The organism is Streptomyces klenkii (assembly GCF_003626645.1).
In the GTDB taxonomy this organism is placed as follows: Bacteria; Actinomycetota; Actinomycetes; order Streptomycetales; family Streptomycetaceae; genus Streptomyces; species Streptomyces klenkii.
Map to the genome: position 1 here is coordinate 150,139 of NZ_RBAM01000011.1, position 15,073 is coordinate 165,211.

Consider the following 15,073-nt stretch of genomic DNA (forward strand, 5'->3'; position numbering starts at 1 on the left):
CTGCTCAGGACAGGAAGTGGAACGTGGGCGCCGGGTGCATCAGGAAGTCGTGGTGCGAGATGTTCCAGGCGTACGCGCCGGCCATCGCGAAGGCGATCCGGTCCCCCGCCCGCAGCTCGGCCACCGGGACCGCCCGCGCGAGGACGTCCTTGGGCGTGCACAGCTGACCGCTGATGGTGACCGGCTCGTCCAGCGCGGCCGGGCGCGGCCAGGGGCGCTCCCACGCGTCGGTGGGGAGCACGGTGAAGGGCTGGTCGTGGCCCTTGGCGGCGGGGGTGCGCAGGTGGTGGGTGCCGCCGCGCACGACGGCGAACGCCTCGCCGTGGCTGTGCTTGATGTCGAGGACCTCGGTGACGTACCAGCCGGAGTGGGCGGTCAGGGCGCGGCCGGGCTCGATGCGCAGCCGGTAGCCGGGGTGCCCGGCGGCGAGGGCGGCGAGGCCGGCTCCGTAGGCGGCCCAGTCGAAGCGGGCGTGCGGGCGCGCGTAGTCGACGGCCATGCCGCCGCCCACGTTGACCTCGGTGAGGCCGAGGCCGTGCCGCTCGTCGAGGGCGCGCGCCCAGGCGGTGACGCGGGCGGCGACGGCGAGCAGGGCGGGGGCGTCGAGCCCGCTGGCGAGGTGGGCGTGGATGCCGCGCAGCCGCAGCCGGGTGCCGCGCAGCAGGGGCAGGCAGGCCTCGGCGCGGCGCGGGTCGAGGCCGAAGGGGCTGGGGCGGCCGCCCATCGCGAGGGCGGCGCCGCCGAGCTCGCCGTCGCCGGCGGGCAGGTTGACGCGCAGCAGGACGTCGACGGGCGCGTCTCCGGGGCGTTCCGCGGCGAGGGCGGCGAGCAGGCGCAGTTCGCTCTCGCTCTCGGCGTGGATGCGCTCGGTGCGCAGGCCGAGGGCGAGCCGCAGCTCGTCCTCGGTCTTGCCGGGGCCGCCGAAGGCGAGCGGCAGGCCGGGGACGGCCTCGCGGACGTGGGCGAGTTCGCCGCCGGACGAGACCTCGTAGCCGCTGACGTACGGGGCGAGGGCCGTCAGGATCTCGGGGGCGGGGTTGGCCTTGGCCGCGTAGGAGAGCTCAACGCTTTCGGGCAGGGCGGCCCGTACCGCGCGGGCGTGCTCGCCGAGGGCGGCGAGGTCGTAGAGGTAGGACGGCAGGTCGCCGGCCGGGAGGCGGCCGGCGAGGGCGGCGGCTCGGGGGGTGATCACGAGGCGGTGCTCCAGGGTGCGGTGCGGGTGGCTTCGGAGAGCAGGTCGGACACCAGCGGCGAGCCGATGCGGACGTATCCGGCGTGCCGGTCGGCCTTGCGCTCCCAGCGGGTCAGCAGATTGGCCTTGGCGGGCAGCGGCACGCCCGCGACCAGGGCGCGCAGCAGCGGCGGGTTGCCGTGGGCCGCGGACCGGGCGGCCAGCACCCGGCGCAGGGCGGACCACAGTTCGGGCTCCAGGCGGGGGTGGCGGTCGGCGAGGGCGGCGAGCATCTCGGCGAGGTGGTTGACGACCAGGCAGTAGACCACCCGGTCCCAGCCGCGCTCCCGGTCGTAGGTCATGGGCCGGGCCACGTCGTCGCCGAGGCCGGCCAGTGCCTCGGCGTGGTGCTCGGGGAGCAGCTTGGTGCCTTCGAGGTCGCGCAGGAGGACCTGCCGGGGCATGCCCGAGCCGTCGACGCCGACGACGACGTTCTGGAGGTGGGGTTCGAGGACGATGCCGTGGTCGAAGTAGGCGGCCAGCACCGGGGGGACGAGCAGGCCGAGGTAGGCGTCCCACCAGGCCAAGGCGGTCTCGGGGCCGGTGCCCGCCAGCAGCCGGGAGATCTGGGCCGCGCCGGTGGGGTACTCGTCGGCGACGGCTCCGGCGAGCAGGGCGGTCAGGTCCGGCGCGAGGCGGGCGCCGAGGCCCTCGCGGACGATGACGCCGAAGGCCTCGGCGAGCTCGCGGCTGCCCAGGTCGAGGGTGCGGTAGCCGGGCTCGCGCAGCAGCTCGGCGCCGGGGAAGCGGGCGGCGAGGCCGGCGGCGGCGGGCTCCAGCAGGCGGGTCAGGGCGACGGCGCCCGTCAGCTCGTACTCGGAGTTCTTGCGCAGGCAGTTGGTGATGCGGATGTTGAGGCTGAACTTCAGGAAGTCCTTGCCGTCGTAGAGCGTGCGCACCGAGGCGGTCGGCGCGAAGGCGGGTCCGCGCTCACCCAGGTCGATCACGTCGCCGCGCCCGGCGGCCGCGCGCAGCAGGGGGTGGTCCCGGAACATCCCGTACTGCCAGGGGTGCGCGGGCAGCAGGACGTAGCCCTCCGGTACGGATCCCTGCCGGTCGAGGGCGGCGAGCGCGGTGGGCGTCGCGGCCTCTTCACGGACGAGCTCTCTGCGCACGGCCAGGTGGCGCAGGGCGAAGCGGGCGCGGGCCTCGGGGGCGTAGCGGCCCCAGTCCTCGGCGGCGCCGGTGCGGGCCTTGGGGGTGGGGTGGAAGCGGTGGCCGTAGAGCAGGGACTGCTCGGAGTCGACGTAGCGGTCGGCGCCGGCGGGCTCGTCCGCGGCCGGGCGGCGGGCGGCGAGGGCCGCGCTGACGCCGGCGTGGCTGGAGGCCACCTGGTCGAGGAACTCCTCGTTGCGGACGCCGGTGCGCAGCCGCAGTTCGCGGTGGATGAGCTCGGCGAGGGCCCGCCAGGGCAGTTCGGCCCAGCCGCCGTCCCGCTGCACGGTGACCGCTCCGGTGAAGCGGTGGGCGCCGATCAGGGAGGCGCGCCGCAGTCTGACGCGGAGCAGGTCGCCGGTGCGGGGCAGCCGCAGCAGGAGGTGGCCGTCGCTGACGGCGGTCTGGTGCTCGGGGCCGGAGACCTCGCGCAGCAGGCAGTTGAGCAGGGTGTGGGCGACCACATGATCGGCGGTGGGGACGCCCGGGACGGCGGGCGGGCACGTGGCGGGGGTGGTGGCGAGGGGTGCTGAGGAGGACATTTCAGCGGCTCCAGCGGAGGAGGAGGGGCGTGCTGACGAGCGCCGTCAGGGCTGCGACGGCGGATCCTGCGACGATGGGCGCGGCCGGGCCCCAGACGTCGTTGGAGAGGGCGGCGACCGCTCCGGCGACGACGGCCCCGGCCTTGGATATGAACTCCAGGGAGCCGAACATCCGGCCGGGTCTGCGGCCGCGGCAGGCGTCGGCGGCGAGTGCGGACAGGCTCACCAGGCCCAGGGTCATGCCCGCGCCGAGCAGCAGCCGCAGCACCACGAAGGAGGCGAGGCTCCCGGCGCCCCAGTGCCCGGCGAGCGCCACGGCCACCAGCGCGAAGCCGGTGACGGCGCCGAGCACCGGGCGGGAGGCGACGGCGGTGTGCACGGGCTTGGCGAGCAGCGGGTAGCACACGTGCGGGAGGGCGAAGAGGACGCCGCCGGCGGCTCCGCCGAGGCCGGGCAGCCGGTCCTCGACCAGGGTGATCATGTACGGGTAGGAGACGACGGTGGCGAAGACGAAGACGAATTCGAGGGTGTAGAGGGTGCGGAGCGCGCGGCGGGGCGAGCTCGCCGCCAGCTCCTCGGTGGTGTCCGCGCTCTCCGGGCCGGGATCGGAGGCGCCGGCGTCCGGCGCCTGGGCGCGCGGCGGTTCGGGCAGCGCCGCCAGCATCAGGGCGGCGGCCAGCGGCAGGACGGCGAGCAGCGCGTACTGCCGGTGCGGGGAGATCCACGGGGAGAGCGAGCCCACGAGGACGGGGGCGGCGACGAGCGCGAGCCGGGCGGCGCCCTGCATCAAGGTCAGGGCCCAGGACAGCCGTTGCCCGTCGAGCGCGGCGGCGAGGTAGCCGTTGGAGGCGGCGAAGGTGCCGCCGAGGACGCCTTGCAGGACGAGGGCGGCCGCGAAGCCGGCGAGGCTGTCCGCGCAGCCCGCGATCAGGAAGGAGACGGCCAAGCCCAGCTGGGCACGGAGCAGCAGCCGCTTGCGCCCGTAGCGGTCGGCGAGCCGCCCCCACAGGGGTGCCCCGACCGCGCCGAAGACGGTCGGCACGATGTAGAGCAGCCCGGCCCAGCGGGCCTCGCGGTCGCCGAGGGAGGGCAGGATCTCGGTGAGGTAGGGCGGCAGGCCGAGGGCGGCGAAGGAGGCGACGAAGTAGCAGGCGGCGACCGCGTGGATCTGGCGGGTGCGCAGCGACGCGGGCGCCCGGGACGTCGTGCGCTCCAGGACGGCGGTCACCGCGCCTCCCCCCGCAGGTAGTTGGGGCCGTCGACGTAGTGCTTGTTGATGTCGGCGGCGCCGGAGCGCTCCTTGGTCAGCAGGGTGCCCGCGGTGATCATGGCTTTGACGGGCAGCCGTTCGGCGTCGAGGACGCGGGCGCGCAGCACGCCGGCCGGGCCTTCGGGGAGCCTGCCGACCGCCTCGGCCAGCCGGTCGCGCAGCTGTCCCAGCCACTGCCGCAGCGATCCGCGGCCCATCCGGGCCAGCTCGAAGGCGAGGGCGCCGGCGCACAGGTGGACCGTGATGGTCGCGAAGACGTCGGCCACGGGTCCGTCACCGCCGACGAGGATGCGCCGGTCGTCGAAGCCGAGCAGGTCCGCGGCCTGGCCGCCGATGCGGGCCGCGAGGCGGACGGAGTGCACGCGGGGACCGTCGTTGTCCTTCAGCAGCAGCCGCAGCCGGGGCCGCCCGCCGTGCGCGTCGAGCACGACGGAGGTGTTCTGCTGGTGGGACTCCAGGGCTATGCCGTACGAGAAGAGGGTGGTGTGCCAGTCCAGCAGCAGCGTGAGGTAGGCGTCGAGGAAGGCGGCGAGCGAGCCGCCGTAGTACCGCTCGGCGAGGGCTTCGGCGACGAGCCGGCCGTCCGGGGTGCGGGCGAGGAGCCCGGCGACGGTCACCACGTGGGCGTCCTGGAGCCCGGCCGGGTAGCGGCGCACGAGGGTCGCGAGGAGCTCGTGGTCCGCGCCGAGGTGGGTGGTCTCGTCGGCGAGGAGCACGGCGTTCGCGAAGCGCGGCTCGCGCGCCGTGATCTCTTCGAGCAGCCGCTGGCCGACCTCGCCGTCGAGGAGGGTGCCGGGCATGATGGTGCGCCGGTTGCGCTGCCCCAGGGTGGCGGTGGCGAGGGGGAGCTTGAGGTGGGTCCCGGGGTCGTCGGCGACGGCGACGGTGCGGGTCGACAGGGTGGGGATCACCTCCAGCCAGGGCTTCTCGGCGAGGTGCGCGGAGCCTTCGAGGCCGCGGGCGCGCAGCGCCCCGGCGAGCGGGGCGCCCGCGGTAAGGGGGTGGACGGGCAGGGCGAGGTGAGTGCCGTCGAGGGCGGGCAGGCCGAGGGCGGCGGGGGTGGGCCACCAGTGGGGCAGCCCGGCGCGGGCGCCGGTGACCGCCTCGCGCGGCAGGGCCAGCCAGCGCAGGGCGAAGGAGGGGTGGAACTCGGGGGTGTACGCGCGTAGTTCGGCCTCGGAAAGGCCGGAGCGCGCCCGTCCGGTGGGATAGACGGGGTGGTCGCGGTAGGCGGCGAGGGTGTCGTAGGCGAGGCTGCCGCGCAGGCCGGTCCACGCGGCGGTGCTGCGTCCGTACGCGGCGGACAGCCGCCCTACGGTCTCCTCCCGGACCGCGCCGTGCAGCTGCACGGTGGCCAGGGCCTCGTGGCACTCGGTGCGGAAGGCCTCGTACCCGGCGCGGTCCTCAGGGGCGACGGCGCCGCGCAGCCGGGCCAGCACGGGTTGCAACCCCCGCACGGGGCCGCCGGCGGTGTGCAGGACGGGCTCGCTGGCCCGGACGTCGCACTGGAAGCCCTCGGGGGCCACCGGCAGCAGCAACGTTTCACCCGGGACGGGGAGCCGGAGCCAGTCGCCGTCGGGGCGGTGCTCGGTGACGGCCTTGCTGCGCAGCTGGTAGGCGTCCTCGCGCAGCAGGGTGCTGAGCACCCTGCCGAGGAGCTCGTCCTCCACGGCGCCGTGTGTGGCGGGGGCGGCCGTCGCGGCCGTGCTCATGAAACGATCTCCCATCGCTGGGCAGCCAGGAAGTCCGCGACGGCACGGTCGATCCGGTCCTGGTCGGTACCGGTCGCCCGCACCACGCCTATGTAGTCGCGGTTCGTGCGGTAGAGCGGGTGGTCCTCGCCGAGCTCGCGCAGCGGCCGGTAGACCAGCCGCACGCCGTCGCGCTCGGTGTCGCTCGCCCCGGGCGCGGACTTGAGCGTTCCGCCGCGCTCGGCGCACACATATTCCATACGTACCCGGCCGTCCGTGCGCGCACCGAGTTCGGCCGGGAGCGGCTCGCCGAGGTGGGTGCGCAGGACGTGCTCGAAGAGGGGGACGTCGAGCAACTGGGCGAGGGTGAGGTCGCACTGGTCGCCGATGGCACGGTAGTTGACCTCGATGAGCCGGGCACGGCCGCCCTGGGCGACGTACTCGGTGTGGCAGATGCCGAAGCCGATGCCGAGGGCCTTAAGCCGGCCGAGGAGCTGTTCCGCGTGCGGCTGGATCGGTGCGGGCAGGAGGCTCATCCGCTCTTCGATGAAGTGCGGGGGCGGGGAGAGTTCGGTGCGGAAGGAGGCGAAGGCGTGCAGGGTGGTGCCGTCGCCGAGGGTTTCGAGGGTGTGCAGCTCGCCGTCCAGGTACTCCTCGACGACCAGGGCGGTGCCGGGGCGGCGGGCGCGGATCTCGCGGCAGTGGCCGGCCAGCGCGGTGGCGTCGCCGACGAGGACGACGTCCTCGCTGGCCACGCCCTCGCGGGGCTTGACCACGCACGGGAAGGGAGCGCCTTCGAGGCGGCCGTCCGCGAGCGCGTCGAGGTCCTCGCCGGGACCGAGTTCGGCGGACCAGACGGCGTCGAGGCCCGCCGCCGCGAGGCTGCGGCGCAGCTCGGCCTTGTTCTTGGCGCGCAGCGCGGCCCGCCAGTCCTTGCCGGGGAGGCCGAAGTAGGCCGCGGCCAGGGCGGCCTGGGTCTGGAGGTGGTCGCTGTTGGTGAAGACCGCGTCGGGCGCCCCGAGGGCCGGGATCCGGCTGATGACCTCGCGGAAGTCGTGGACGTCGCAGGCGGCGAGGCGGAGTTCGGGCAGGGGGGCGCCGCCCCGGGCGACGTGGCGCGCGCAGGCGCGGCGATGGGCGTCGGGCCGGTCGGTCAGGAGGGTCACCGCGAGGCCGAGGCGGGCGGCGGCGGGCAGGAAGCCCTCGGTGACGGAGTCGGTGGGGTTGAGCGCGAGGAGATACAGCCGGCGCACGAGTGGGCCTTTCGCGGGCAGGGGTGTGCTGGTGGGGGGGGGAGCGCGGGGAGGGGCCTTCCGCCGGGCCGCACCGCAGGAGCGGCCCGGCGGAAGGGAGGGAGGACGGCCCGGGCTTCCACCCGGGCGGTCCGGGCCTACTTGGGCGCGGGGACGCCCGCGGCCTTGGCGACGTCGTCCACGAGGTGGTTCGCGGCCTGGATGCCGATGCCGGACATCCACGTCTCGTCCGGCACCTGGACGACCTTGTCGTTCTTGACGGCGCCGAGCTCCTTCCAGAGCGGGTTGTCCTGGACGGCGGACTGCTGGGTCTTCTTCGGGTCGTCGGCGACGGTCACGAACATCAGGTCCGCGTCGGCCTTGTCGATCTGCTCCGGGGAGACCTCCAGCATCGCCTTGTCGACGTCCTGCGACGCGGGGCGGCGCAGGCCGATGTCGGAGAGGACGATTCCGCTGAAGGACTGCTTCTGGTAGAGGCGGGTGGGGCCGGCCACGAAGCGGACGACGGACGCGGTGGGCATCTTGCCGTCGTTCTTCTTCTTGATCTCCTCGCCCAGGGCCTTGGCGCGCTTCTCGTACGCCTCCATGGCCGCCCCGGCCTCCTTCTCCAGCCCCAGCGCCTCGGCGTGGGCCTTCAGGTTGTCCTTCCAGGGAGCGCCGGTGGTCTCGGTGAAGACGGTGGGGGCGATGCCCTTGAGCTTGTCGTAGACCTTGGCGTGGCGGACCTTGGAGGACAGGATCAGGTCGGGCTTGAGCGACATGATGCGCTCGATGTTGGGCTCCGCCATGGGCCCTACGTCCTTGGTGTCCTTGGTCTTGCCGGAGAGGTAGGAGGGGAACCCGCCCTCGGTCTTCATGTGGGGGGAGACGGCGCCGACCGGCTCGATGCCGAGCATGGTGACGTCGTCGAGTTCGCCGGTGTCGAGGACGACGACGCGCCGCGGCTTCTTCTTGATCTCGGTGGTGCCCATGGCGTGGGTGACCGAGCGCGGGAAGCCGGCGCCGGCGGCGGCGGGCTTGTCGTCGTCCTGCTTCGTCTCGCCGTCGCCGCACGCGCCGAGGGCGGCGGCACCGATGATCACGGCGAGAGACGCGGCGAACACTCTGCGCATACGGTTCTGGGCCGGCCGGAGCACGGTCATGGCGGGGTTCCTTTTCGAGCGGTGGGTGGGTGGTGGGGGGCGTCAGGAGGCGGCTCGCGCCGCGCGCTTGGCGGACCGGGCGCGGGGCACGACCAAGGGGGTGCCGGTCTCGGGATCGGGGACGACCCGGCACTCCACCCGGAAGACCTCCTCGACGAGTTCGGCGGTGAGGACGTCCGCCGGCGGGCCTGCCGCGGCCGGGCGGCCGTCGCACATGACGACCAGGTGGTCGGCGTAGCGGGCGGCCTGGCCGAGGTCGTGCAGGACCATCACGACCGTCCGCCCGGCCTCGGCGTTGAGCTCCTCGACCAGGTCGAGCACGTCGAGCTGGTGGCGCAGGTCGAGGAAGGTGGTGGGCTCGTCCAGAAGCAGCAGCGGGGTGTCCTGGGCGAGGGCGAGGGCGATCCAGGCGCGCTGGCGCTGGCCGCCGGAGAGCTCGTCGACGGCGCGGTCGCGCAGCGCGGTGGTGCCGGTGCGGGCGAGGGCCTCCTCGACAGCCGCCTGGTCGGCCTTGGACCAGGGGGTGAGCATCCGCTGGTGGGGGTAGCGGCCCAGGCGTACGAGGGCTTCGACGGTGATGCCCTCGGGGGCGACGGCCTGCTGCGGGAGCAGGCCCATGCGGCGGGCCAGCGCGCGGGCGGGCATCCGGTGGACGTCGCTGCCGTCGAGGGTGACGGTGCCGGCGGTGGGGCTGAGCAGGCGGGCCATGCCGCGCAGCAGGGTGGACTTGCCGCAGGCGTTGGGGCCCACCACGGCGGTGACGGCTCCGCCCGGCAGGGCCAGGTCGATGCCGTCGACGACGACCGTGCCGCCGTAGCCGAGGGTGAGGCCGTGGGCCGCGAGGCGGCCGGTGCTCGCTGTGTCTGCTGTGCTCACTGCGGCGTCGGCACTGGTCGTGGCGCTCGCGTTCGTGCTCGTGCTCGTGCTCGTGCTCGTGGAGGGCTTCGTGGCGCTCATCGGGTGGTACTCCCAGCGTTGGGCTTCATCTGACGCAGCATCAGTACGAGCAGCCAGGGCGCCCCGAGCGTCGCGGTGACGACGCCGACGGGCAGCCCTTGTACGGGCAGGAGGTGCAGCACGATCAGGTCGGCGCCCAGCAGCAGGGCGGCTCCGGTCAGGCCGCTCAGCGCGAGCGTGCCCAGGGTGGGCGGCCCGGCGAGGAACCGCACGACGTGCGGGACGGCCAGGGCCACGAAGCCGATGGGCCCGGTGAGGGCGGCGGCGACCGAGGCCAGGACGACGGCGAGGAACAGCAGGTGCAGCCGGGCGGCCCTGGGGGCCAGGCCGAGGGCGCCGGCGGTGTCGTCGCCCAGGTCGAGGACGGCGAGCCGCCGGTTGCAGGCCAGGGCGAGGGCGATCCCGGCGAGGATCGCCGCTCCCCCGGCGCCGAACTCGGTCCAGGTCCGCCCGTAGACCGACCCGGTGGTCCACTGGAGTGCGGTGGAGGCGAGCTCGCGGGGGAAGCGCACGATGAAGAGGTTGACGGCGGCGGCGAGCCCCGACTGCACGGCGATGCCGACGAGGACGAGCCGGGAGACGGTGAACCCGCCCCGCCAGGCCAGCAGTCCGAGCAGGACGGCCGCGAGCAGCCCGCCCAGAAGGGCGGCGAGCGGGGTGAGGGCGGCCGAGGCGCCCGTGGCGATGGCGGCCACTGCGCCCAGGGAGGCGCCACCGGTCACGCCGACCACGTCCGGGGACGCGAGGGGGTTGCGGGCGACGCGCTGGAGGACCGCTCCGGCGACGCCCAGCCCGGCGCCGGCCGCAAGGGCGGACAGCACGCGGGGGGCGCGCAGCTCCTGAACGAGCATCACCGTACCGGGGTCGCCGAGGCCCACCAGGCCGCGCAGGGCGTCCACCGGCGGGACGGACACTTCGCCGGTGCCGAGGCCGACGGCCGTCAGCACGACGAGCAGGGCCACGGCGGCGGCGCTCAGCAGCGCGGTGCGCCGGCGCTGCCGGGCGAGCGCGCGGGGGGCCGCCGGGGCGGGGGTGACCGCAAGGGGGGTCATCGCGCCACCTTCCGGGCGAGAAAGGCCAGCAGCGGGGCACCGAGCAGGGCGGTGACGATGCCCACTTCGAGTTCGACGGGCCGCAGCACCAGGCGGCCGGCGACGTCCGCGGTGAGCAGCAGCAGCGGCCCGGCGACGAGGCAGCCGGGCAGCACCCAGCGGTGGTCGTTGCCGACAAGCTTGCGCACGAGGTGCGGGGCGGCGAGGCCCACGAAGGACAGGGGGCCCGCGACCGCGACGGAGGAGGCGGCGAGCAGGACGACCGCGAGCCCTCCGGCCGCGCGGACCCCGGCGACGGGGACGCCGAGCGCCTGCGCGGTCTCGTCGCCGAGGGCGAGGGCGTTGAGCGCGGGCGCGACGGCCAGGGCGAGGACGAGGCCGGCCAGCAGCGGTACGAGGACCGGCAGCAGGATGCCGGTCTGCCGTCCGGCGAGCGACCCGGCCAGCCAGAAGCGGGCCTCGTCCAGGGTGCGGTGGCTGGTGAGCATCACCGCGGAGGTCCAGGAGATGAGGACGGCGTCCAGCACGGTGCCGCCGAGCGCGAGGCGCACGGGGTCCAGATCGCCGGCGCGGCGGGCGAGGGAGAGGACCGCGAGCGTGGCCAGGGCGGCGCCGGCGAAGGCGAACCACAAGTACTGCGCGGGGTGCGAGAGATGCAGCGCGTAGCTCGCGACGACGACGGCGAAGCCGGCCCCGTGGTTGATCCCCAGCGTGGCGGGCGAGGCGAGCGGGTTGCGGGTGATGCCCTGGGCGAGGGCGCCCGCGAGGGCGAGCGCGGCGCCGACGACGAGGCCGATCACGGTGCGCGGCACCCGCAGGCCGGTCACGACGAGGCCGTCGCGGCTCCGGTCGCCGCCGGTGAGGGCGTGCCACACCGTCTCCAGGGGCACCGAGCGGGAGCCCAGCGCGAGGCTGAGCGCCACGCAGACGGCCAGCAGGGCGACGCCGCCGAGCAGCAGGGCGGCCCTGCGGGCCGGGACCGAACGCCCGGCGGCGGGCCCGGCGGTGGGCCCGGCGTCGGGCACGGCGGAGCCCGGGGCAGCCGGAGCGGCCCCTGGAGCGGTCTCGTTCACGAGGGAGACCCTAGGTTAGGTAAGGCTTACCTTGTCAATTCTTCATGGAACGCACACCCTCACATGCCCTCAATGCCCATTTATGGGCGCGGGAGCATCACGTTCCCAGCCCGATCCGCCGGTAGCGCGCACGCCTGTCGGCCAGGCGTTCGCCCTGCTCGCGTGCGCGGAGGGCGGCCATTTCCGCACCGAGAAGGGCGCCGAGACGCGGCAGAAAATCGCCGTCCGCGGCGGCCGGGCCGGCCTCCGGGCCCCCCTCCGGCTCCTCGACCACCACGTCCACGATGCCGTTGGCCAGGAGGTCCGCGGACCGTACGCCCTGCCGCCCGGCGACCTCGTAGGCCCGGTCCGTCGTGCGGTACAGGATCGCCGAGGCCCCCTCGGGCGGCAGCGGCGACAGCCACGCGTGCCGGACCGCGACGACCCGGTCCGCGGGGAGCAGCGCGAGCGCCGCGCCGCCCGCGCCCTGGCCGAGCAGCAGGCACAGCGTCGGCGCGGGCAGGGTCACCAGGTCCGCCAGGCAGCGGGCGATCTCGCCGGCCAGGCCGCCCTCTTCGGCGTCGCGGGAGAGCGCCGCGCCCGCCGTGTCGACCACGGTGAGCAGCGGCAGGCCCAGTTCGGCGGCGATCCGCATGCCGCGCCGGGCGGCGCGGAGGCCGGCCGGGCCGAGCGCCTGCCCGGCGGCGGGCACACCGCCCGCGCCTGTCCCGGCCGCCGCACCCGTACGGCTTCCGCGGTCGTGCCCGAGCACCACGCAGGGCGTGCCGCCGACGTGCGCGAGGGCGAGCAGCAGCCCGGGGTCGCGCTCCCCCGCGCCCGTACCGCTGAGCGGGGTGACGTCGGTGGCGGCGGCGTCCAGCAGGGCGCGGACGCCGGGGCGTTCGGGGTCGCGGGAGCGGCGAATCGATTCTTCGGCGGCGGGGGCGGGGGCAGGGGCGGCCGGGGAGTCCCCGGCAGGCGCGGCGGGGACGGGAGCGGACGGCTCGCCGCACAGCACCCCCAGCGCCCGCGCCACGACCCCCGGCAGCTGCTCGGCGCTCAGCACGGCGTCCACCAGCCCGTTGGCCAGCAGGTTCTCCGCGACCTGCACCCCCGGCGGGAACTCCTCCCCGTACAGGGCCTCGTGGACGCGCGGCCCCAGGAAGCCGATGAGCGCGCCCGGTTCGGCGGAGGTGAGGTGCCCGAGCGAGCCCCACGAGGCGAGGACGCCGCCCGTCGTGGGGTGCCGGAGGTGGACGAGGTAGGGCAGGCCGGCCGCCTTGTGGTCGGTGATGGCGGCCGCGACCTTGACCATCTGGAGGAAGGCCACCGTGCCCTCCTGCATCCGGGTGCCGCCCGAGGCGGGCGCCGCGAGCAGCGGCAGCCCCTCGGCCGTGGCCCGCTCCACCGCGCGCACCAGCCGCTCCCCCGCCGCCACGCCGATCGACCCGGCCAGGAAGCGGAACTCGCACGCCACCACGGCCACTCGGCGGCCGTGCACCCGCCCCTCGCCGGTGACGACGGACTCGTCGAGACCGGTGCGCTCGCGCGCGGCGAGGAGGTCGGCGCGGTAGGCGGGGTCGTCCGTCGTGACCTCGACGGGCTCGTCCCAGCAGCTCCAGCTGCCGGGGTCCACTACGGTGCGGACGAGGTCGAGGGCGGAAGTGCGGTGGTTGCTCGCGTTCATGCCGTCACCCTGTCACGAGCGGCCCCACCACGTCCTTGGTCACGTGCTGGTAAATCACGGAGCTGCGGAAGTCCACGACCTCGCGGCGCCCGGAGAAGCGGTCCATCAGCAGGCTGTGCAGGTCGTCGACCTCGGGCACGGCCACGTGCACCAGGAAGTCGTCCCCGCCCGCGACGACGTACACGTTGAGCACCTCGGGCAGCCCGATGAGGTACGCCTTGAAGCCCTCGATGACCTCCCGGCTCATCGGCCGGATCCGTACCGACAGCAGCGCCTGCACCGGCCGGCCCAGCGCCCGCAGGTCGACCGTCGCCCGGTACCCGGTGATCACGCCGCGGTGGCGCAGCGCCCGCACCCGCTCCAGGCAGGTGGAGGGGGCGATGCCGAGGGTGCGGGCGAGGTCGCGGTTGGTCTGCCGCGCATCGCGCTGGAGTTCCCTGACGATCGCCGAATCTATGTCGTCCATAAGGGCACATGATGCCGCACGCACCGAATTTAGTTCGGCGAGAGGCCTTCCTTGCTACTGGTCGAGCTAACTTCACCACCCGTGACCGTACGAACCACTCGCGCTCCCGCCCCTCCCCGGCCGTCCGTTCGGGGACTGGGCGTCGGCAGCGGCACGGCCCTGTGCGCCGGCGCCGTCCTCGGCCCGGGCGTCCTGGCCCTGCCCGCGCTGGCCGCCGACGCGGCCGGGCCGGCCTCCATCCTGGCCTGGCTGGTCCTGCTCGTGACGAGCGTGCCCGTAGCCCTGTCGTTCGCCGCGCTCGGCGCGCGGTTCCCGGACGGCGGCGGGGTCGCGACCTTCGTGCACCGGGCGGCGGGCCCGCGGGCCGCGGCGGCGGTCGGCTGGTGGTTCTACGGGGCCGTGCCGATCGGCGTCGTGGCGGCGGCCCTGATCGGCGGCCAGTACGTGGCCGGGGCCCTGGGGCTGGGCCCGGTGGCGGCCGCGGCGATCGGGGCCGTGGTCATCGCGGCGTCGTTCGCGGCCAACTGCGTGGGCCTGCACCTGTCGGGGCGGGTGCAGTTGCTGCTGGTGGCCCTGCTGGCAGCGGTGCTGGCCGGGGCCGCGCTCGCGGCGGCACCCCACATGACCTCCGCGCACTTCACCCCGTTCATGCCGCACGGCTGGGGCTCGGTGGGCTCGGCCGCGGGCGTGCTGTTCTTCGCCTTCGCGGGCTGGGAGGCGGCCAGCCACCTCTCCGGCGAATTCGCGAACCCGGCCCGCGACCTGCCGAGGGTGACGGTGTACACGCTGACCGCCGTCTCCGTCCTCTACCTCGGGCTCGCCGTGACGACGATCGGCGCGCTCGGCCCGGCCGCCGCCGGCACGGACACCCCGCTGACGGACCTCCTCGCCCGGAGCGCCGGCACGGCCGCCCGCCCGATCGCCGCCGCGGCGGCCCTGTTCCTCACCTTCGGCGCCGTCAACACCTACCTCGCCGGCGCCTCCCGCCTGGGCGCCGCCCTCGGCCGCGACGGCGCCGCCCCCCGCTGGCTCGCCCGCGGCGCCGCCCCGGGCGAGGTGCCGCGGCGCAGCCTGACCGTACTGGCGGGCGCCTGCGCGGCGGTCGGCACGGCGGCTTGGCTCGCCGGCGGCGACCTGGACGGCCTGATGCGCGCCACGTCAACCTGCCTGGCCTCGGTAACCCTGGCGGGCCTCTTGTCGGCCCTGACCCTGCTCCCCCGCCGGACATGGCTCTGGCACGCGGGAATCGCCAGCTCCCTGATCACGGCGGGGGTACTGGCCTTCTCGGGACTCCTGCTGCTGATACCGGTGGTACTGGCGGGGCTGTCGTGGGGCTTCACGACACTGACGGGCCGGGGGCGAGCGGGCCGGGCGTAGACGCCGCTCACTTCCCCCAGCGACTCGCCGAGTTGGCCTGCCGCACTTTGGCACTGAGCAGCTCGGCGTCGGTGGCCCGGCGGTGCGGGTGCGCCTCCGGCTCGGATCCGGGCTCGGGCGCCCCGCACCTGCACGAGGACAGCGGGCCGGGAGAACTGAGATCAATACCGTGGGCGGTCGCCCAGACGTAGACCTTGC

Annotated in this window: 12 protein-coding genes; 1 reads left to right on the forward strand and 11 read right to left on the reverse strand. The window is 75.3% G+C overall.

Going from position 1 to position 15,073, the window contains the following annotated elements:
- Positions 1 to 4: 4 nt before the first annotated feature.
- The 11 genes from D7231_RS25420 to D7231_RS25470 all read right to left on the reverse strand — a co-directional run bounded on the left by D7231_RS25420 (position 5) and on the right by D7231_RS25470 (position 13,498).
- The gene (locus D7231_RS25420; protein WP_241999913.1) at positions 5 to 1,192 is read right to left on the reverse strand and encodes a type III PLP-dependent enzyme; all 1,188 of its coding nucleotides are present in this window, start codon (positions 1,190 to 1,192) and stop codon (positions 5 to 7) included.
- Positions 1,189 to 2,928: an IucA/IucC family protein gene (locus tag D7231_RS25425; protein WP_120757857.1), complete on the reverse strand. Its 1,740-nt coding sequence runs from the start codon at positions 2,926 to 2,928 to the stop codon at positions 1,189 to 1,191. The genes D7231_RS25420 and D7231_RS25425 overlap by 4 nt, the downstream gene beginning before the upstream one ends.
- 1 nt (position 2,929) lies before the next feature.
- The gene (locus D7231_RS25430; RefSeq protein ID WP_241999914.1) at positions 2,930 to 4,156 is read right to left on the reverse strand and encodes an MFS transporter; all 1,227 of its coding nucleotides are present in this window, start codon (positions 4,154 to 4,156) and stop codon (positions 2,930 to 2,932) included.
- Positions 4,153 to 5,910: an IucA/IucC family protein gene (locus tag D7231_RS25435; protein ID WP_199739455.1), complete on the reverse strand. Its 1,758-nt coding sequence runs from the start codon at positions 5,908 to 5,910 to the stop codon at positions 4,153 to 4,155. Before D7231_RS25435 ends, D7231_RS25430 begins: the two co-directional genes overlap by 4 nt.
- Positions 5,907 to 7,142: an ATP-grasp domain-containing protein gene (locus D7231_RS25440; RefSeq protein WP_120757859.1), complete on the reverse strand. Its 1,236-nt coding sequence runs from the start codon at positions 7,140 to 7,142 to the stop codon at positions 5,907 to 5,909. The genes D7231_RS25435 and D7231_RS25440 overlap by 4 nt, the downstream gene beginning before the upstream one ends.
- Positions 7,143 to 7,279: 137 nt before the next feature.
- On the reverse strand, positions 7,280 to 8,284 hold the full coding sequence (locus D7231_RS25445) for an ABC transporter substrate-binding protein (RefSeq protein WP_120757860.1): 1,005 nt from the start codon (positions 8,282 to 8,284) through the stop codon (positions 7,280 to 7,282).
- Between the two features lie 42 nt (positions 8,285 to 8,326).
- Entirely contained in the window at positions 8,327 to 9,241 is a 915-nt protein-coding gene (locus tag D7231_RS25450; protein ID WP_120757861.1) for an ABC transporter ATP-binding protein, read from the reverse strand.
- Positions 9,238 to 10,293 (reverse strand): FecCD family ABC transporter permease, encoded by a 1,056-nt coding sequence (locus tag D7231_RS25455; protein WP_120757862.1) that lies wholly within the window; start codon positions 10,291 to 10,293, stop codon positions 9,238 to 9,240. The genes D7231_RS25450 and D7231_RS25455 overlap by 4 nt, the downstream gene beginning before the upstream one ends.
- Positions 10,290 to 11,366: a FecCD family ABC transporter permease gene (locus tag D7231_RS25460; RefSeq protein ID WP_422396760.1), complete on the reverse strand. Its 1,077-nt coding sequence runs from the start codon at positions 11,364 to 11,366 to the stop codon at positions 10,290 to 10,292. Before D7231_RS25460 ends, D7231_RS25455 begins: the two co-directional genes overlap by 4 nt.
- 97 nt (positions 11,367 to 11,463) lie before the next feature.
- Positions 11,464 to 13,032, reverse strand: a complete 1,569-nt coding sequence (locus tag D7231_RS25465) for a carboxyl transferase domain-containing protein (protein WP_120757863.1) — start codon at positions 13,030 to 13,032, stop codon at positions 11,464 to 11,466.
- A 4-nt stretch (positions 13,033 to 13,036) separates the two neighbouring features.
- Positions 13,037 to 13,498, reverse strand: a complete 462-nt coding sequence (locus D7231_RS25470) for an Lrp/AsnC family transcriptional regulator (protein WP_106682045.1) — start codon at positions 13,496 to 13,498, stop codon at positions 13,037 to 13,039.
- 81 nt (positions 13,499 to 13,579) lie between these two features.
- Here D7231_RS25470 and D7231_RS25475 point away from each other — a divergent pair, with 81 nt between their 5' ends.
- Complete coding sequence (locus D7231_RS25475; protein ID WP_241999915.1) at positions 13,580 to 14,875, forward strand: APC family permease; 1,296 nt, start codon at positions 13,580 to 13,582, stop codon at positions 14,873 to 14,875.
- Positions 14,876 to 15,073: the final 198 nt, after the last annotated feature.